14 protein-coding genes and 1 pseudogene are annotated in these 17,544 nt (G+C 75.3%); 12 read left to right on the top strand and 3 right to left on the bottom strand.

Going from position 1 to position 17,544, the window contains the following annotated elements; all coding sequences use genetic code 11:
• The first annotated feature begins 3 nt into the window (after nucleotides 1–3).
• Genes Prum_RS09960 through Prum_RS09950 form a run of 3 tightly spaced genes read left to right on the top strand, consistent with a single transcriptional unit; the run spans nucleotide 4 to nucleotide 1,899 of the window.
• Nucleotides 4–228 (top strand): MbtH family protein, encoded by a 225-nt coding sequence (locus Prum_RS09960; RefSeq protein ID WP_173075827.1) that lies wholly within the window; start codon nucleotides 4–6, stop codon nucleotides 226–228.
• A gap of 10 nt (nucleotides 229–238) precedes the next feature.
• Nucleotides 239–1,636, top strand: coding sequence for a substrate-binding domain-containing protein (locus Prum_RS55005; protein ID WP_173075825.1), 1,398 nt, complete (start codon nucleotides 239–241; stop codon nucleotides 1,634–1,636).
• A complete protein-coding gene (locus tag Prum_RS09950) occupies nucleotides 1,540–1,899 on the top strand; it encodes a vWA domain-containing protein (protein ID WP_173072727.1) in 360 nt (119 codons plus the stop codon). Before Prum_RS55005 ends, Prum_RS09950 begins: the two co-directional genes overlap by 97 nt.
• A gap of 638 nt (nucleotides 1,900–2,537) precedes the next feature.
• Here Prum_RS09950 and Prum_RS09945 read toward each other — a convergent pair.
• From Prum_RS09945 to Prum_RS09935, 3 genes are all read right to left on the bottom strand, one after another.
• Nucleotides 2,538–3,776 (bottom strand): PucR family transcriptional regulator, encoded by a 1,239-nt coding sequence (locus Prum_RS09945; protein WP_218577187.1) that lies wholly within the window; start codon nucleotides 3,774–3,776, stop codon nucleotides 2,538–2,540.
• Nucleotides 3,777–3,921: 145 nt separating this feature from the next.
• Nucleotides 3,922–5,082, bottom strand: a complete 1,161-nt coding sequence (locus Prum_RS09940) for a PucR-like N-terminal domain-containing protein (RefSeq protein ID WP_218577186.1) — start codon at nucleotides 5,080–5,082, stop codon at nucleotides 3,922–3,924.
• A complete protein-coding gene (locus tag Prum_RS09935; protein ID WP_218577185.1) occupies nucleotides 5,083–5,961 on the bottom strand; it encodes an SGNH/GDSL hydrolase family protein in 879 nt (292 codons plus the stop codon). It lies immediately after the preceding gene.
• Between the two features lie 278 nt (nucleotides 5,962–6,239).
• Here Prum_RS09935 and Prum_RS09930 point away from each other — a divergent pair.
• From Prum_RS09930 to Prum_RS09905, 9 genes and pseudogenes are all read left to right on the top strand, one after another.
• Nucleotides 6,240–7,523: pseudogene (locus Prum_RS09930) on the top strand (AMP-binding protein); the annotation flags it as partial.
• 535 nt (nucleotides 7,524–8,058) lie between these two features.
• On the top strand, nucleotides 8,059–11,520 hold the full coding sequence (locus tag Prum_RS51240) for a type I polyketide synthase (protein WP_246277784.1): 3,462 nt from the start codon (nucleotides 8,059–8,061) through the stop codon (nucleotides 11,518–11,520).
• Nucleotides 11,490–12,719 carry a beta-ketoacyl reductase gene (locus tag Prum_RS49415; RefSeq protein ID WP_246278548.1) on the top strand — a complete coding sequence of 410 codons (1,230 nt, stop codon included), beginning with the start codon at nucleotides 11,490–11,492 and terminating at the stop codon, nucleotides 12,717–12,719. The genes Prum_RS51240 and Prum_RS49415 overlap by 31 nt, the downstream gene beginning before the upstream one ends.
• The gene (locus Prum_RS49410; RefSeq protein WP_218577182.1) at nucleotides 12,644–13,153 is read left to right on the top strand and encodes a thioesterase domain-containing protein; all 510 of its coding nucleotides are present in this window, start codon (nucleotides 12,644–12,646) and stop codon (nucleotides 13,151–13,153) included. Before Prum_RS49415 ends, Prum_RS49410 begins: the two co-directional genes overlap by 76 nt.
• Nucleotides 13,102–13,581 carry a thioesterase domain-containing protein gene (locus tag Prum_RS49405; protein ID WP_218577181.1) on the top strand — a complete coding sequence of 160 codons (480 nt, stop codon included), beginning with the start codon at nucleotides 13,102–13,104 and terminating at the stop codon, nucleotides 13,579–13,581. The genes Prum_RS49410 and Prum_RS49405 overlap by 52 nt, the downstream gene beginning before the upstream one ends.
• Before the next feature lie 100 nt (nucleotides 13,582–13,681).
• Entirely contained in the window at nucleotides 13,682–15,010 is a 1,329-nt protein-coding gene (gene ccrA / locus Prum_RS09920) for a crotonyl-CoA carboxylase/reductase (protein ID WP_173075819.1), read from the top strand.
• The gene (locus Prum_RS09915) at nucleotides 15,007–16,119 is read left to right on the top strand and encodes an acyltransferase family protein (RefSeq protein ID WP_173075817.1); all 1,113 of its coding nucleotides are present in this window, start codon (nucleotides 15,007–15,009) and stop codon (nucleotides 16,117–16,119) included. Before ccrA ends, Prum_RS09915 begins: the two co-directional genes overlap by 4 nt.
• A gap of 9 nt (nucleotides 16,120–16,128) precedes the next feature.
• The gene (locus Prum_RS09910; protein ID WP_173075816.1) at nucleotides 16,129–16,419 is read left to right on the top strand and encodes a hypothetical protein; all 291 of its coding nucleotides are present in this window, start codon (nucleotides 16,129–16,131) and stop codon (nucleotides 16,417–16,419) included.
• Nucleotides 16,344–17,474, top strand: a complete 1,131-nt coding sequence (locus tag Prum_RS09905; protein ID WP_173075814.1) for an MFS transporter — start codon at nucleotides 16,344–16,346, stop codon at nucleotides 17,472–17,474. The genes Prum_RS09910 and Prum_RS09905 overlap by 76 nt, the downstream gene beginning before the upstream one ends.
• The last annotated feature ends 70 nt before the right edge of the window (nucleotides 17,475–17,544 follow it).

The raw sequence follows: 17,544 nt of genomic DNA, 5'->3' as shown, positions 1-17,544 counted from the left end.
ACCGTGGCCAATCCCTTCGACGACCCGGACGGCAGGTATCTCGCGCTCGTCAACGACGAGGGCCAGTACTCGCTGTGGCCGGCGTTCGCCGACGTGCCGGACGGGTGGGCCGTCGCGCACGCCGAAGACAGCCGGGACGCCTGCCTGGCGCACATCGAGCAGCACTGGACGGACATGCGGCCGCGCGGCCTCGTCGCCGCGATGGAGGAGCACGCGCGCGAAGGGTAGGTAGCTGACGATGGAGTTCTTCCTCCGGTACCGCCCGGCGCATCGCGCCGCCATCGCGGTCCGTTCGTCGTTCGTGGTGGTGGTCGGCGCGTCGCTCGGGGCCGTCCTGCTCGGCTCGCTGGGCGCCGGGTACGCCAGCGGCGTCATCGGCTCGGACGGCTGCGCCAACCCGCTGATCGTCGACGTGGCGGCCGCGCCGGCGATCGCCCCGCTGGTCACCCGGGCGGCCGCCGACGTGCCGGCGGACACCGCCGACGGCTGCTTCCGGATCACCGTGAAGGCGCTGGAATCGGCGTCCGTCGCGGACCGGCTGTCGGCCCGCCGGCCGGCCGGGCTGCCGCACGCGTGGCTGCCCGAGTCCAGCTGGTGGCTGCGGCAGGCGGGCGGCGGGGAGGTCGAGGTCCCGGACACGGGTACGTCGGTGGCCAGCTCGCCGGTCGTCCTGGCCGTGACCGAAGCGGTCGCCACCGACCTCGGCGCGCCGGAGACGCCACTGACCTGGGCGGCGCTGCTGCGCCGGGCCGGGCCGGCGCGCGCCCTCGGCCTGCGAGACCCGGCCGTGGACCCGGTCGGGCTGTTCAGCCTGCTGGAGATCCGGCGGCTCGCCGGCGAGACCGACGACCCCGGGGCCGCGAACGCCCAGATCCTGCGGCGGCTGTCCCGCACCGCCGCGCCGGCCGGTGCGGACCTGCTGTCCCGGGTCGGCGGGGACGCACCCGAGGCGCTGGAGGGCCTGTTCGGCAGCGAGCAGGCGATCCTCGCGTACAACGCCCTCGGCGGCAACGCGCCGCTCATCCCGGTGTACCCGGACCCGGCCACGCCGGCGCTCGACTATCCGTTCGTGGTGCTGCCCGGCGCCAGCGACGCCCAGCGCACCATCGCCGAGCGGCTGCTGGCCGCGGTGCGCGACGGCGGGGCGGGCGCGCTGTCCCAGGTCGGCCTGCGGACCCCGGACGGCGCGCCGGTACGGGAGGGCGGGCCGGCGATCCAGCCGGCCCCGCTGCCCCCACCGGCCACTGTGGACGAAACGCTGCGGGACTGGGCCGGCGTCAACCTGAGCGCCCGCATGCACAGCGTCGTGGACGTGTCCGGCTCCATGGCGATCGGGGCCGGGGAGGGGAGACCCGGCTCGCCGCGGCGGTGTCCGCGGCCGGGCAGATGCTCGGCATGCTCCGCGACACCACCGAGGTCGCGGTGTGGGAGTTCGCCGCCGATCTGGAGGGCGGGCGCGACTTTCGCGAGGTGCTGCCGCTGGTGCCGCTGTTCGAGCAGCGCGGCGACGTGTTCGCCGCGCTCAACGCGTTGCGGACCGTGCTCGGCGCCCAGACCGGGCTCTACGACACCACGCTCGCGGCGTACCGCCAGGCCCGAGGGCTGTGGAAACCGGGGCGCCTCAACCTCGTCCTGATCGCCACCGACGGGTACGACAACGACCCGTACGGCATCGGGCTCGGCGAGCTGGTCGACAAGCTGGACAACCTGCAGGACCCGGCCCGACCGCTGCCGATCATCTTCATCGGCATCGGGACGGACGTCGACGTGCCCGCCCTGGAGGCGATCAGCGACACGACGGGCGGGCGGACGTTCCTGACCCGGGACGGAGCCGGCATCCGAAAGGTGTTCTTCGAAGCACTCGACTTCCTCATCAAAACCGCCGCCCCACCCCGCTAACCCCCGCCCTCTCGTGCGTCGATCAAGGGCATATGGTCGTGCTTTGATCTCCAAACCACGACCGTTTGCCCTTGATCGACGGCGAATTCCTTTTACCCCGGTCCGTGTCACCTGCGGGCCGCATGCTCCCGCGGGCACCGCGCAGGTCGGCGGCTCGCAGAGCGAGCCGAAATCCCCGACCTACGCTGCCAGGTCCGCGAGACAAGCCCGCCCGGGGGTATGGGTCGTCAACCGCGAAGGGTGCGGCCGCGGGAGCAACGGCCCGGACCGCGACGGACGTCGCGGTAGCTCAATCTCCATCTTCAATCGGCAGCCGGAGGCCGCAGAAAAGGCAGCCCTGGGGCGTGACTGGAACACCAGTGCTGTCATGGCGGTCGGATAACAGCACTGGTGTTCCAGTCACACGGGTGTGGGTGCCGGGTGGAGCTCCCGGCGCGGCCGGGGGCTGATCGCGGTCGTGCGGTCGTGCGGTCGCCTGTCCACCGCGCGCCGATCAAGGAATTCGCCGTCGATCAAGGGCAAACGGTCGTGGTTTGGAGATCAAAGCACGACCATATGCCCTTGATCGACGCACGAGAGGGGCACGAGCGGGGCACGAGCGGGGCACGAGAAGGGGCACGAGAGGGGGCGCGGGCGGGCTAGCTGGCGGCGGTGCGGGCGCGGCGGATGTTCCGGGCGCGTTCGGCGCGTAGCGCGATCTCCAGCTCGAAGCGCAGGTCCGGGTCGCGGATCTGGTTGCCGAAGAGCTGGGCGAGCTGGCGCAGGCGGTGCCGCACGGTCTGCGGGTGCACGTGCAAATGAGCGGCCACCTCGTTGGCGTTCATGTTGAATTTGAGCCAGGCCAGCAGGGTGTCGGCGAGCAGTTCGCGCTTGTCCTCGCGCAGGTGGGCCAGTGGCGCGAGCCGCCGCTCGGTGAGCGTGGCGAGCAGCGCCTGGTCCTGGAAGACGGCGAGTGCGGCCAGGTGATCGCCGCACCAGATGATGGGCTGGTGCGGGATGAGCCCCTTGGCGGACAGGTCCAGCGCGAGCCGGGCCCAGCGTAGCGACTTGCCGGCGTCCACAGGGGACACCGCCGGCCCGACCGCGGCGTGGTAGCTGGACAGGCCATTTTCCAGGGCTCGGACCTGGGCCAGTCCCTTGGGGTCGGGCACGATCAGGCACGGCCGGGTGTGGTCGAACGCGGCCAGGATCTCCGGCGACATGACCGGTGGCTGGGCGATCGGCCCGGCTACCGCGACGGCGGCGAGCCGGCGCGGTAATCGCCAGCCGGCCGCGGCTGCCGCGTTGGCCAGCGCGCTCGCCGAGGGCGGCGGGTCCGCGATGAACAGGTCGAGCAGCCGGCGCCGGCGCCGGTCCAGCTCGCCGGCCTCGGCCTCCTGGGCCTGGGCGTAGCCGTCGGTCGCCGCCCGCGCCACGTCGTCGACATTGTCGAAGATCGCCTCGGCGAGCCACGCGACCGCGTTCGGCGGCATCGCGTGGCGCTCGGCGAACGTGCGCAGCCGCCGGTTCGCCACCCGGGCGCAGAGGCGGATGGCGGCGTGCAAGGCGTCCAGGCTGCGCCCCTCGCGCATCTCGTTGGCGCCGGCCGCGTGGTACACCACACGCCAGTCGATGCCGTCACCGTCCCGCACGGCGGCCGGCCCGGTGTGCCCGACGTGCTGGTCGAGCAGCTCGACGTAGCGGCGTAAGGCCATCTCGACGCCGCGCCGCAGCCCACGGGCGAACTTGTCGTCGTCCGGTGGGGCGTACTCCGGCACGTGCGCCTGGATCTCTTGAACCATCTCGGCCACCGAGTCGAGCACGTCGGCCCGGAGCAGGTCCACCAACGCCGGTGGGATCTTGCCAGTGAGCCAGGTGACCGTCGTTCTATTGGGCATAGCCATGCTTGTGCCTCCCGCGCTGTCCGCTGGCGGAGCGCCGGCGCACACGGCCCATCCGCAACCACCCCATTCGTCCCCCGCCACGATCTACGGTTTTGAGGGCCCAGTCGTTCACCGTCTGACACAGAGCGGTATCGGATGATCACCAGCGGTGCCCGGCGCGCAGCGCGATCTCCAGTTCGAAACGCAGGTCGGGATCGCGGATCTGGTCGCCGAACAGGCGCCGGAGCACGCGCAGGCGATGGCGTACGGTCTGCGGGTGCACGTGTAGCTGGATGGCGACCGCGTTGGCGTTCATGTTGTTCTGGAGCCAGGCGAGCAGGGTCTCGGTGAGCGGCGTGCGCTGGCCGTCCCGGAGCGTGGCGAGCGGTGCCAGGCGCCGCTCGGCGAGGGCCGTCAGCAGGTCCTCGTCCTGGAAGACGGCCAGCGTGGCGAGGTGCTCGGCGCACCAGACCACCCCGTCGGCCCGGATCACGCCGCGGCGCGCGAGGCGCAGGGCCCGGCGTGCCCAGCGCAGCGACTTCGCCGCGTCGGCCACCGCCACCGGCGGCCCGACCGCGGCGTGGTACCGGGCCAGGGTGTTGACCAGGGCCCGGACCTGGGCCGCGGCCTTCGGCTCGGGAACGACGAGGCAGCGGTCCACGCGGTGCAGGCCGCTGAGCATCTCCGGGGAGAGCACGGGCGATGTGGTCATCCCGGCCGGCGCGTCGACGGCGACCACCGCCAGGCGGCGGGGCAGTGGCCAGCGCGCGGCCAGGGCGGCGGCGGTGAGGGCCGCGGCCGAGTGCGGCGGCTCGGCGACGAGGAGGTCGACCAGCCGCTGGCGCCGGCGGTCGAGCTCGCCGACCTCGGCGGCCTGCGCGTGGGCGTACCCGCTGGCGGAGGCGTCGACCAGGTCGTCGAGGTACGCGAAGATGGCCTCGGCCACCGGGACGATCGCGTCGGGCGCCAGCCCGTCCCGCTCCGCGGTGGCGGCGAGCCACTGCCAGCCGGCGCGCGCCCCGGTCCGGATCGCCGCGTGCAGGGCGTCGAGGCTGCGGCCCTCGCGCACCTCGCCCGCGCCGATCGTCCGGTACGCCTCGCGCCAGCCCTGGTCCGCGTCGGTGCGCCGGTCGAGCAGGTCGGCGAAGTGCAGCACGGCGTGCTCGACCCCGCGCTGCACGGTCCGGGCGTACGTCTCGTCGCGCGGGCGCGCGTACTGCGGCACTGCGGCCTGGATCTCCTGGCTGATCCGTTCGACCAGCTCGTCCAGGTGCGCGCGGAGCAGCCGCGTGACCTGGCGGGAGACCTGGTCGTCCGGCATTCAGCGGGCCGGTGCGTCGAGGGCGGCGAGCACCTGGTCGGCCATGTCCCGCATGCCGGCCGCGTTCGGGTGCACCGGTGCGGCGCCCTCGGCGCCCAGCACGCCCTCGACGAACCGGACGCCCGGGGCCTGGCAGCCGTCGTGGCCCTCGCTGGAGGTGAACGTGTCGACGAACACCGCCCCCGCGGCCGCTGCCTGGTCGGCCAGCACCTGGTTGAGCCGCTGGTTGAGCGAGCGCAGGTAGGGCACGTCGCCCGCGGCGATCGGCTGGAAGACCGCGCAGTCGGCCTTCGACTCCGGCAGCAGCGACGGGTAGCCGACCAGCAGCACGGTGGCGCGCGGGGCGCGCCGGCGTACCTCGGTCAGCACCGCGCCGACCTTCGGCCCGACGTCGTCGACGGCCTGGGCCAGGCGGTCGACCCCGTCCCCGGTGAAGTGCGCAGCACACGGCGCGCCGTCCTGGTCGAGCAGGCTGAGCACCACGCAGGTGGCGACGCTGGGGGCGAAGCCGGCGTCGTTGCCGCCGATGCCGAGCGTCACCAGCGTGGTGTCCGCGCTGAGCGCGTCCACCTGTGGCGGGACGCCGAACATCGGGCCGGTGACGTTGCCGGTGACGGCCCCGCTGCAGCTCACGTCGCGGAATTCGGTGGGTTGGACGGCCTGCGCCACCAGCGCCGGGTAGTTGGCGCCGGAGCGGGCGCAGATGCCGGTGTCCGGGCGCTGGACCGGCACTCCCGGCCCGGCGGTGTACGAGTCGCCCAGCGCGACGTACGCGCCGCGGGGCGGCTCAGGCGGTGCGCCGGTCGCCGCGGCGGTGGCCTGGAACGAAGCGGCGCCCAGCGCAGCCGCGACGGCGGCCGCCGCTGTGACAATCCACAAGGGACGGATGCGTGCCCGATGGTGAACCATGTCTCCCGATGCTGTTGCGGCGCGCCGCGGGCGTCAATCGGGCCGGGTCAAGCACTCTGCCGCCTCGGCTGTCACGTGAGTGCGTATTGCGGCCGGCGGTTTCGTGTTAACGCGGTCACGGCTTGTCAACGGGTGACAACGCTTCGGGCACCGGGCGCGCATGCCGGACAGATGCCGGACCCGCGCGAGCCGGAATAGCGTCCGCCTCAACAAACCGCCGGTCAAGGCGGCATCGGGTGGGAGGGTACATGAGCGCGATCGCCCAGTCACGGGTCATCCATCGGGTCCGGCCGGCGGTGGAGCCGGTCGCCGTGCCGCTGGTCGGGCGGATCGCCACGTGGGCGCGGCAGCGCCCCACCGACACGGCGTACACCTTCGTGGACTTCGGCACCGACCCCGATGGCGTGCGGCACGAGCTGACCTGGGGCGACGCGCACCGGCGGGCGACCGCGCTGGCGCGGCGGATCCGCCGGGTGGCCGCGCCCGGCGACCGGGTCGCGGTGCTGGCGCCGCCGGGCCTGGAGCAGGTCGTGGCGCTGTTCGCGGCCTGGTACGCCGGCGCGATCGCGGTGCCGCTCTTCCCGCCCGACCTGGCCCGGCACGCCGAGCGCCTGGCGGCGTCCTATGCGGACTGTGCGCCGCGGTGCGTCATCACCACCGCGGCGGCGCGGGAACGGGTCGCCGACTTCGTCCGGACCGCGGGCGGCGAGCCGACGCTGCTGCTGGCCGACGACCTCGACGACGGGGGCGGTGGCGACGGCGGGCCGCCGCGCTCCGCCGCGTTCCCGGACGACATCGCCTACCTGCAGTACACGTCCGGATCGACCCGCAACCCGGCCGGGGTGGAGATCTCGTACGGCAACCTCGCGGCCAACGTCCGGCAGGTGTGGAGCGCGCTGGCCGGCAACCGGACGAGGTTCACCTCGGTGAACTGGCTCCCGCTGTTTCACGACATGGGGCTGGTCGCCACGGTGGCGGTGCCGCTGCTGCACGGCAGCCGGTCGGTCTTCTTCGACCCGGCGGCGTTCCTGATGCGCCCGGAGCGCTGGCTGCGCCTGCTCGGTGCGGAGGAGGCCGCGTACACGGCGGCGCCCAACTTCGCGTACGACTACTGCGTACGACGGATCGACCCGGCCGCCCGCGCCGGCTTCGACCTGTCCCGGGTGTTCATGTTTCTCAACGGCGCCGAGCCGGTACGGGCCGACACGGTCGCCGCGTTCGCGGAGGCGTTCGCCGGCACCGGCCTCAACCCGTCGGTCCTGTGCGCGGCGTACGGCCTCGCCGAGGCGACCGTGTTCGTCGCCGCCGACCGGTCGGACCGCCCGCCCACCGTGACCCTCTTCGACCGGGTGGCGCTCGCGTCCGGGCTGGCCCGGGAGGCCGGCGAGGCCGGTGACCCGCAGGAGGCGTCCGCGCTGGTGTCCTGCGGCCGGGCGGCCGGGCAGCGGATCGCGATCGTCGACCCGGACCGGCGGGTCCCGCTCCCGGACGGCCGGGTCGGCGAGATCTGGGTGTTCGGCCCGAACACGGCCCACCGGTACTGGCGGCAGCCGAAGCGCAGCGCGGAGGTGTTCGGCGCGACGCTGGCCGGTTCCGGCGGCCTCCCGGTCGGGCCGTGGCTGCGCACCGGCGACCTCGGCGTCCTCCACGATGGACAGCTCTACGTCACCGGCCGCCGCAAGGATCTGGTCATCGTGGCCGGCCGCAACCACTACCCGCAGGACATCGAGGAGACGGTGGCGGTGGCGTCCCCGGTGCTGGCGGACGGCCGCGTCGTGGCCTTCTCCGTGCCGGTCGGGGGTGCGGAGGGCGCGGTCGGGGTGCGGAGGGTGCCGTCGTGGTCGCCGAGCGGTGCCGGTCCACCCCGCCGGGTGGCTGGCAGCCGGACGAGGTGGCGCGCGACGTACGCGGTGCCGTCTGGGCGGCGCACGACCTCGCGCTGCACGACGTGGTGCTCACCGAACCGGGTGGCCTGCCGCGTACGTCCAGCGGCAAGCTGTCGCGCAGCGTCGCCCGCGAGCGCTACCTGGCGGGCAGCTTCCCCGCGTGGCCGGCCAGGTAGCCCCCATGGAGATCGCCACCGTCCTCGCCGCGTGGGTGGCCGAGCGCTGCCGGGTGCCGGCCGCCGACGTCGACCGCGACCGGCCGCTGTTCGAGTTCGGACTGTCGTCAGTGGACGCCATCGAGTTGGCGGCAGACCTGGAGGCCCGGATCGGCCGGCCCTTGCCGCCCACCCTGCTCTGGGAGCACCCGACCATCAACGCGCTCGTGCGGGCGCTTGATGCGCCGGACGCGCCGCCGCTGGTGCGGAGCCGCCCGGATCGGGCCACCACGGCGGTGGACCGGGCCCGCGGCGAGGCGGTGGCGATCGTGGGGATCGGCTGCCGGTTCCCCGGCGGCGCGGACACGCCCGGCGCGCTGTGGCGGCTGCTGGTCGACGGCCGGGACGCGATCGGCTCGGTGCCGCCGGAACGCTGGCGCCGGTTCGCCGGTGCCGCGGCGGGCGCGGGCGCGGCCGGCCGGTGGGGCGGGTTCCTCGACGATGTCGCGGGCTTCGACGCGGACTTCTTCGGCATCAGCGCCGGCGAGGCCCGGCTGATGGACCCGCAGCAGCGGCTGCTCCTGGAGGTCACCTGGGAGGCGCTGCAGCACGCCGCCATCGACCCGGCGCGCCTGTCCGGCAGCCGCACCGGCGTGTACGTGGGGATCTGCGTCAGCGAGTACGCCCACCTGACCGCGGCCCAACTGGACACAGTGGAGGGTTGGACGGCCACCGGCGGCGCGCTGTCGATCGCCGCCAACCGGCTGTCGTACCTGCTCGATCTGCAGGGGCCGAGCATGGCGGTGGACTCGGCCTGCTCCTCCTCGCTGGTCGCCACCCACCTGGCGGTGCGCAGCCTGCGCTCCGGCGAGACCGACTGCGCCCTCGTCGGCGGCGTGAACCTCCTGCTCTCCCCGACCCTGACGGTCGCGTTCGGGCAGGCGGGTGGGCTGGCGCCGGGCGGGCGCTGCCGGCCGTTCGACGCGGCCGCCGAGGGCATCGTGCGGGCCGAGGGCTGTGGCGTGATCGTCCTCAAGCGACTCGCCGACGCGGTGCGGGACGGCGACCGGGTGCTCGCCGTCGTGCGCGGCTCCGCCGTGAACTCGGACGGGCGCTCCGGCGGGCTGGTCGCGCCGAGCCCGCGGGCGCAGGAGCGGGTGCTGCGCGAGGCGTACGCCGACGCCGGCCTGGATCCGGCGGCCGTGGACTACGTGGAGGCGCACGGCACCGGTACGCCGCTCGGCGACCCCATCGAGGCGGGCGCGCTCGGCGCGGTGTGCGGTGCCGGCCGCGATCCCGGCGACCCGCTGCTGATCGGCTCCATCAAGTCCAACCTCGGCCACCTGGAGGCGGCGGCCGGGATCGCCGGCGTCATCAAGGCGGCCCTCGTGTTGCAGCACGGCGTCGTGCCGCCCACCGTCCACTTCGCACAGCCGAACCCGCACATCCCGTTCGCCGATTGGGGTTTGCGGGTGGCCACCGCCCCGGAGCCGCTGGCCGACCGGGGTCGCGCGGCGCGCGCCGGGGTGTCCGCGTTCGGGTTCGGCGGCACCAACGCGCACGTCGTCCTCGAAGCGGTCGGCGCGCCCAGCGCGGGCGGCTCGAACGGCGCGGCGGCGCACTGCGTGCTGACCGACCTGTCCGCCGCCCGGGTGCGCAAGCAGGCCGGCGCGCTGGCCCGCCGGCTCCGCAACGCCGAGGTCAGGGACGTGGTGAGCACGCTCGCCCGCCGGGGTGAGCGCGGCCCGGCCCGCGCGGTCGTCGTGGCGGCCGACCGGGACACCTTGCGCGACGGGCTGCGCGCCGTCGCCGCGGGAGTGCCGCACCCACATGCCGTCACCGGAGGCGGCGGACGGGCCGCCGGCGACGGCGTGTGGGTGTTCTCCGGGTACGGCACGCACTGGCCCGCCATGGGACGGGAACTGCTCGACCGCGAGCCCGCGTTCGCCGCCGCGGTGGAGGAGCTGGAGCCGGCGTTCGACCGCGAGGTGGGCACCGGCCTGCGGACCGGGCTGCGCAGCGCGGCTCCGCACGGCCCCGCGCTCGCCCAGCCGTTCACGTTCGGCGTCCAGGTGGCGCTGGCGGCCCTGTGGCGCTCGTACGGCGTCCAGCCGGCGGCCGTCATCGGCCACTCGATGGGCGAGGTGGCCGCCGCCGTGGTCGCCGGCGCCCTGACACCGGCGGACGGCGTGCGGGTCATCGCCCGCCGCGCCGAGCTGCTCGCGCGGCTCGGGCCCGGCGCGATGGCGGTGGTCGAGTTGGGGGAGGAGGAGTTCGCCGCGCTCGCCGCCGGGCTGGACGGCGTGCACGTCGCCGTCGTGGCCGGCCCGCGCCAGCTCGTGGTCACCGGGGCGCCCAGCGCGGTGCGCGCGCTCGCCGCGCGGGTGGCGGCGCACCGGCGGCTGGCGCGCACGCTCACCACCGAGGGGGCGGGCCACTCGCCGGCCGTCGACCCACTGCTACCCCCGCTCGCCGAGGCGCTCGCCGGGCTGTGCCCCGCGCCGCCCGGCCTACCGCTCTACAGCACCGTCGTCGACGACCCGCGCACGGCGCCGCCGCTGGACGCGGCGTACTGGGTGGCGAACCTGCGCCGCCCGGTCCGCCTGGCCGCGGCGGTGGCCGCGGCGTCGGACGACGGCTACCGCTTCTTCCTGGAGATCTCGCCGCACCCGGTGCTCGTCCGGCCGGTCCGCGCGACGCTCCAGGCGCGCGGCGTGCCGGACGCCCTGGTGACCGGGACCTTGCGCCGCGACGGGGGCGCGGCCTCCTTCGCCCGCCAGCTAGCCATCTTGTACGCCCACGGGCTGCCCGTGCCGGCGATGGCGCGCGGGCGGATCGTCGACCTGCCGGCCGCGCCCTGGGAGCGCCGGCGCTACTGGTTCGACTCGCCGGAGGAATCGGAAGACCAGGCGCCGCCGGCCCTGCGCGGCCTGCTCGGCGTCGCCTGGCAGGAGGTGCCCTCGAGGCGAGCACCGGCCCGGGTACGCCGTTCACCGTCGCCGGCCCCGCCGACGACCCGTTCGTCCGCGCCGCCGGGCGGCCCGAGGAGACGGCAGGCGACGGTGCCCACCTCGTCGTCGTCGCTTCGCCCGGCGGCGCGGCGCCCGACCCGGTGGCCGCCGAGGCGTTCGCGCTCACCGTGGTGCGCGCCGCGGCGGCTATGCCCGCCCGGCTCTGGCTCGTCACCCGTGGCGCGGCGGCGTTGCCCGATGGTGCGACCGGCCATCCCGACCTGGCCTGGGTACGCGGCGCCGTGCGGTCGCTGGCCGTCGAGCAGCCGCGGCTGCGCGCCACCTGGCTGGACCTGGACGCCACGGCCGACCCCGCCGAGCAGGCGGCCACCCTGCGGGCCGAGCTCGCCGCGGACGGCGCCGACGACGAGGTCGCCTGGCGCGCCGGCCGCCGGTACGCCGCGCGCCTGTACGCCGCGGCCGCGCCACCCCGCCGGCCCGGCCCGGTGGTCCGCCCCGGCGCCGCGTACCTGGTGACCGGCGGCTACCGGGGCGTCGGCCTGCGCATCGCGCGATGGCTCGCCGAGCGGGGCGCCGCACGGCTGGTGCTGACCGGCCGGAACGGCCCTCCACAAGGGAGCGAGGTGGATCTGGCCGAGCTGCGCGCGCTGGGCGCCGACGTCCGGGTGGTCCGCGGCGACCTCGCCGTGCCCGGTGCGGCCGAGTCGGCCGTCGCCGCCGCCCGGGACGGCGGCACGCGGCTGGCCGGCGTGGTGCACGGTGCCGGAGTCCGCGCCGACCACCTGGTCGCCGACGCCGGTCCGGCGGACCTGTCCGCGGTGTGGGGCCCGAAGGCGCGCGGCGGGTGGCTGCTGGACGTGGCCGTCCGGGCCGCTGGCGCGGTGGGGGAGCTGGACTGGTGGGCGTCGCTGTCGTCGGCGGCGGCCCTGCTGGGCTCGCCCGGCCAGGTCGGGTACGCCGGCGCCAACGCGTGGCTGGACGCCTTCGCCGCCTGGCAGCGCGCCAACGGCGTCCCCGCCCTGTCGATCCACTATGGACCATGGGCGCGGGTGGGCGGCGCGACCGACGTGCGGCTCCCGGGGCTGCGCGCGATCGAGCCGGACGACGGGGTGGCCGCGCTGGAGGAGCTGCTCGGGCGCGAACCGGGCGCGGCCGGGGTGGTGCCGTTCGACGCGTCCGCCGCCGCGACCGCGTTCCCGGAAGTGGCCCGGCTGCCGTTCTTCGCCGCCCTGCTGCCCGGAAAGCCGGTGGCCGCGGCCGAGCCGGTCGCCGTCCCGATCCGGGAACGGCTGCGTGGCCTCGCGCCGCGGCAGGCCACCCGCCTGGTCGGCGACCAGATCGGCGCCCGGATCGCGGCCGTGCTCGGGGTCGGCGGGCTGCCCGACCGTGGCACCCCGCTGGTCGAGCTCGGGCTCGACTCGCTCGCCGCCATCCGCATCAAGAACCTGGTGGAGGCCGACTTCGGCGTCGCGATCCCGGCGGCGGTGCTGGTCCGCGGCGTGACCCTGGGCGACCTGGAGCAGTCCGTCGCGGCGGCGCTGGAGATCTGCGCGGACGGGCCAGCCGCCCCGGCGAACCGGACCCGCACGTGCCCGCCCGGGACGCGGCCGAGCGGCTGGTGCTGTGGGCGGTGCGGGACGTGGTCGGGCCCGTCGACGTGGGCGTCACCGACCGGCTCGACCGGATCGGCGCCCCGCCGCAGGCGCTGGCCATGATCGCGGCGCGGCTGCGGCGGCACACAGGGGTACGCCTCGGCGCGCACCTCCTGGACGGCGCGCCGACCGCCGAGCGGCTGGCCGCCCCGCTGCGCGCCGCCGACGAGGCCGAGGTACGCCGCAGCGGCCCGCTGCGGGTGCTGCGCCGCGGCGACGGGCGCCCGCTCTTCCTGGCCCACCCGGCCGGCGGCAGCACAGCGGTGTACCGGCAGCTCGTCGACCTGCTCGACGGCGACCAGCCGTGCTACGGCCTGGAACGCCTCGACCACGTCGGCCCCATCGAGGAGCGCGCCGCCCGGTACCTGGACGTGCTGGCGGGCGCGCAGCCGCACGGGCCGTACCGGCTGGGGGTTGGTCGTTCGGTGGCGTCCTCGCGTTCGAGATGGCCCGCCAGCTCGCCGCCGCCGGGGAGCTGGTCGAGTTGGTCGCGCTGATCGACGCCGGCCTGCCGGCCCGGGTCTCGCCACGACAGGACGCCGACATGCTGGTCGACCGGTTCACCGGGTTCGCGACGTACCTGCGGGAGACGTACGGCGCGCCGGTGCGCCTCACCGCCGACGAGCTGCGCGCGCTGCCCGAGGACGGCCAGTTCGACCTCGTGATGGCGCGCCTGGCGGACAGCGGGCTGCGCGACCGGCTGCCCGCGGCGATCCTGCGGCACCAGGTCACCTCGCACCGCGACACCCGGGCCCTGGACACGTACGCGCCGGGCGCGTACGCCGGCCCGGTCGTGCTGTACCGGTGCACCGAACCGACCCCGTGGAACGTCCACGACCCCCGCTACGAGCACGCCGACCCGACCCGCGGCTTCGGCCCTTCTGCGCGGACCTGCGCGTCGTGCCGGTGCCGGCGCACCACCTGAACGTCCTGGACCCGCCCGCCGTCGACCTCGTGGCGTCCGACCTCGGCCCGCTGCTGCGGGCGGCCGGCTGCGCCCCCGTACTGAGAACGGAGTGATCCGCATGTCCGAGCTGGCCGAGGCCGTGGTTGCCGGCGCGCCGCCCGAGGAGTTGCGCAGCTGCGCGGTGCCGCCGTCGTACCGGGCGGCGCACCTGCTGCGCTCGGACGTGGAGCTGTACGCCGGCGTCCCCGACCCGGACGTCCGTCGCAGCATCCACATCGGACCGGTGCCGATGCCCGCGCTCGCCCCGGACGAGGTGCTCGTCGCCGTCATGGCCTCCAGCGTCAACTTCAACACGGTGTGGTCGGCGACGTTCCAGCCGGTGCCGACGTTCGCGTTCCTGCGCCGGCACGCCCGCCGCGGGCCGTGGGACGCCCGGCACGACCAGCCGTGGCACGTGATCGGGTCGGACGCGTCGGGCGTGGTCGTCCGCGTCGGCGCCGGCGTCGGGCGCTGGGCGGTCGGCGACCGGGTCGTGGTCACACCGGCCTATGTGGACGCCGAGGATCCCGCCGTGCACAGCGACGCGATGACCGGCGACCAGCGGGCGTGGGGCTACGAGACGAACTTCGGCGGGCTGGCCGACTTCGCGGTCGTCAAGGCCAGCCAGCTGCTGCCCAAGCCGCCGCACCTGTCGTGGGAAGAGGCGGCGTGCAGCACGCTGTGCGCCGCCACCGCGTACCGGATGCTCATCAGCCCGCTCGGCGCGGCGATGCGGCTGGGCGACGTGGTGCTGATCTGGGGCGCCACGGGCGGCCTCGGCGGGTACGCCGTGCAGCTCGTCCTGCGCGCCGGCGGCGTACCCGTCGGGGTGGTCAGCTCCGATGCGAAGGCGGACCTGCTGCGCCGGCTCGGCTGCGAGCGGGTGGTCAACCGGGAGGCGTTGCCGCAGACCGCCGACGGCCTGCGCGACCCGAAGGTGTGGCGCGCGCTCGGCGAGGAGGTGCGCGGGCTGGCCGGCGAGGACCCGCACGTCGTGTTCGAGTACACCGGGCAGGAGACGTTCGGCGCGTCGGTGTATGTGGCGCGCACCGGCGGCACGATCGTCACCTGCGGGTCCAGCAGCGGGTACGCGCACCAGTACGACAACCGGTACCTGTGGATGCGGCTCAAACGCGTCATCGGCAGCCACGGCGCCAACTATCGGGAGGCGGCCGAGGTCAACCGGCTGATCCGGCTCGGCGTGGTGGTGCCGACGCTGTCCCGCGTATACCCGCTGACCGAGGTCGGCGAGGCCACCCGGACCGTCCAGCATGGACAGCACGTGGGCAAGGTGGGCGTGCGCTGCCTGGCGCCCGCGGACGGGCTCGGCATCGACGACCCCGTTGCCCGCGCGGCGGTCGGCGAGGAGCGGCTCGGGGTGTTCCGCACGGCGGGCGCCGCGACGTGAAGCCCAGCCGGCTCCCCATGCTGGCCGGCATCCGGGTGCTGCCGGCGCTGCTCGTCTTCACCAACCACGCCGGTCTGCAGGGCGTCTTCACCAACGAGACCGTCAACTTCCTCATCGTCGGGCTGACCGCGGCCATCGGCGAGGCCGCGCTGAGCCTGTTCTTCATGCTCTCCGGCTTCGTGCTGGCCTGGTCGGCGCGCCCCGGTGACCGGGCCGGCCGCTTCTACCGGCGCCGGCTGGTGAAGATCTACCCCAATCACGTGGTGGTGGGCGCGGTCTGCCTGGTGCTGCTGGTCGTGACGGGCGGCGTGGCCACCGCCGGCACGGTGCTGCCCAGCCTGTTCCTCGTGCAGGCGTGGGTGCCGAGCGTGCCGGTGCTGTCCGGCATCAACGGCCCGAGCTGGTCGCTCTCCTGCGAGCTGCTCTTCTACCTGCTCTTCCCGGTGCTGCTGCGGCTGGTCGGCCGGATCCGTCCGGAGCGGCTGTGGTGGTGGGTGGCCGGGCTCGGTGCGGGCATCGCGAGCCTGCCGTTCCTCTCGCTGCTGCTGCCCTACGAGCCGACGCTCTTCGGCCTGCCGGTGCCGTTCTACCGCTTCTGGTTCGCGGTCTTCTTCCCGCCGGTACGGGTGCTCGACTTCGTCATCGGCATCGTGCTGGCGCGGATCCTCGCCGAGGGTCGGTGGCCCGCCGTACGGCCACGGGTGGTGCTGGCCGTCCTCGCCGGGTGCTGGGCGGTGGCCCTGGCGCTGCCGGTGCCGTTCAACTTCGTCGGCCCGTTCGTGGTGCCGGTCATCCTGATCCTCGGCACCGCCGCGGCGTGGGACGCCGACGGCCGGCGGTCGTGGATGAGCAGTCCGCTCATGGTGCGGCTCGGCGACCTGTCGTTCCCGTTCTACCTGCTGCACTGGCCGGTGCTCCACTATGGACATATGGCCGTCGGCACGGGGAGCTGGTCCCCGCCGGTCGCGATCGCGTTCCTGATCGCCGCGCTGGCGACCACGGTGGGGCTCGCCTGGCTGCTCGCCACGCTCGTGGAACGGCCGGCGATCCGCCGCTGGAGCGATCCCCGCCCGGCGCCGCGCCGGCCGGCCGCCGTCCCGGTGTCCTGAGGCGGCGGCGTGGACCGGCGCTGGGCCGTCCGGGGCGTGGTGGGGCTGACCGCGTTCATCACGATGCTGGACAACACCGTGGTGACCGCCGCCGCCCCGTCCATCGCCCGCGACCTCGGCGTCGCACTGCCCACATTGGAGTGGGTGGCGGCCGCGTACATGGTGGCCTTCGCCGGGCTGATGCTCGCCGGGGCCGGCTCGCCGACGGGTACGGGCACCGGCGCGTGCTGCGGTACGGGCTCGCCGCGTTCACCGCCGCGTCGGCGCTGGCCGCCGTGGCCGGCACGGCCTCCGTGCTGATCGCCGCGCGGGCGCTCCAGGGCGCGGGCGCGGCGCTGGTCGTACCGGCCACGCTCGCGATCGTCGCGGCCCAGGGCGAGCGGGAACGGATGCGGTGCATCGCGATCTGGACGGCGGCGGGCGCGGTGGGGCTCGGGCTCGGGCCGACCACCGGTGGGGTGCTGAGCGAGCACGCCCACTGGAGCTGGATCTTCCTGATCAACCTCCCGGCCGGCGCCGCCGCGCTAGCCTGCTGCGTCCCTCTCGCCGAGCACCGGCCCGCCGGAGCGGCGCCGGTGGACTGGGCCGGGTTGGCCACCGGCAGCCTCGGGCTGCTGGCCCTGGCGTACACGTTGATAGCTGGCACGGCGCGGGGGTTCGACGCGCCGGCGGTGCTGCTGGCGGCGGCGGTCGCGGCCGGTGCCGGCGTGGCGTTCCTGCCGGTCGAACGGCGATCCGCCGCGGCCCTGGTGGACGTGCGCCTCTTCGCCCTGCGGGCCTTCTCCGGCGGGATCGCGGTGCAGGTCCTGTGGGGCCTGGGCGTGAACGGCGTCTACTTCTACACCGCGCTCTACCTCCAGTCGGTACGCGGGTTCACGCCGACCGGGGCGGGACTGGCGTTCCTGCCGCTGGCGCTCGCCGTGGCGGCCGGCGCGCCGCTCGCCCCGCCGCTCGTGGCCCGGTTCGGCGCCGCCGGCACGGTCGCGGCCGGCCTGACGCTGGTCGCCACCGGCATGGCGGCGGTGGCCGTGGGCGGCTCCGTGGCCACGCTGCTGGCCGCGCTGGCCGTCATCGGCTTCGGCTCCGCCCTGACGGTGCCGCTCGGTGCCTGCGTGCTCGGCGCGGTGCCGGCGGACCGGGCGGGCGTCGCGGCCGGCGTGTTCGGCGTCGCGCGGGAGGTCTCCGGGGTGCTCGGGATCGCCGTGATCGGGGTCGTGGTGGCGGGCGCCGGGCCGGGGCTCTCCGTTGGCTACACCTACGGGCTACTGGTGGCGGCCGCGTTGGTGCTGCTCGGCGCGGTGCTCAGCCTGCGAACGCTGCCGTACGCGCGCCAAGGTGACACTCTTCGCCGCTAATACCGTCATTTAGCGATGTACCCCGAGATAGGGCAATTCGTTAGCTTCGTGCCGACCAAGCGCATCCCGT

Source organism: Phytohabitans rumicis (assembly GCF_011764445.1).
In the GTDB taxonomy this organism is placed as follows: Bacteria; Actinomycetota; Actinomycetes; order Mycobacteriales; family Micromonosporaceae; genus Phytohabitans; species Phytohabitans rumicis.
This window is presented reverse-complemented; position numbering and strand designations above follow the sequence as displayed.

Coding starts and splice junctions, on each gene's coding strand:
- Prum_RS55005 (WP_173075825.1), top strand. CDS start 239: ATGGAGTTCTTCCTCCGGTACCGCCCGGCGCATCGCGCCGCCATCGCG.
- Prum_RS09945 (WP_218577187.1), bottom strand. CDS start 3,776: ATGCCCAATAGAACGACGGTCACCTGGCTCACTGGCAAGATCCCACCG.
- Prum_RS09940 (WP_218577186.1), bottom strand. CDS start 5,082: ATGCCGGACGACCAGGTCTCCCGCCAGGTCACGCGGCTGCTCCGCGCG.
- Prum_RS51240 (WP_246277784.1), top strand. CDS start 8,059: ATGGAGATCGCCACCGTCCTCGCCGCGTGGGTGGCCGAGCGCTGCCGG.
- Prum_RS49405 (WP_218577181.1), top strand. CDS start 13,102: ATGGCCCGCCAGCTCGCCGCCGCCGGGGAGCTGGTCGAGTTGGTCGCG.
- ccrA (WP_173075819.1), top strand. CDS start 13,682: ATGTCCGAGCTGGCCGAGGCCGTGGTTGCCGGCGCGCCGCCCGAGGAG.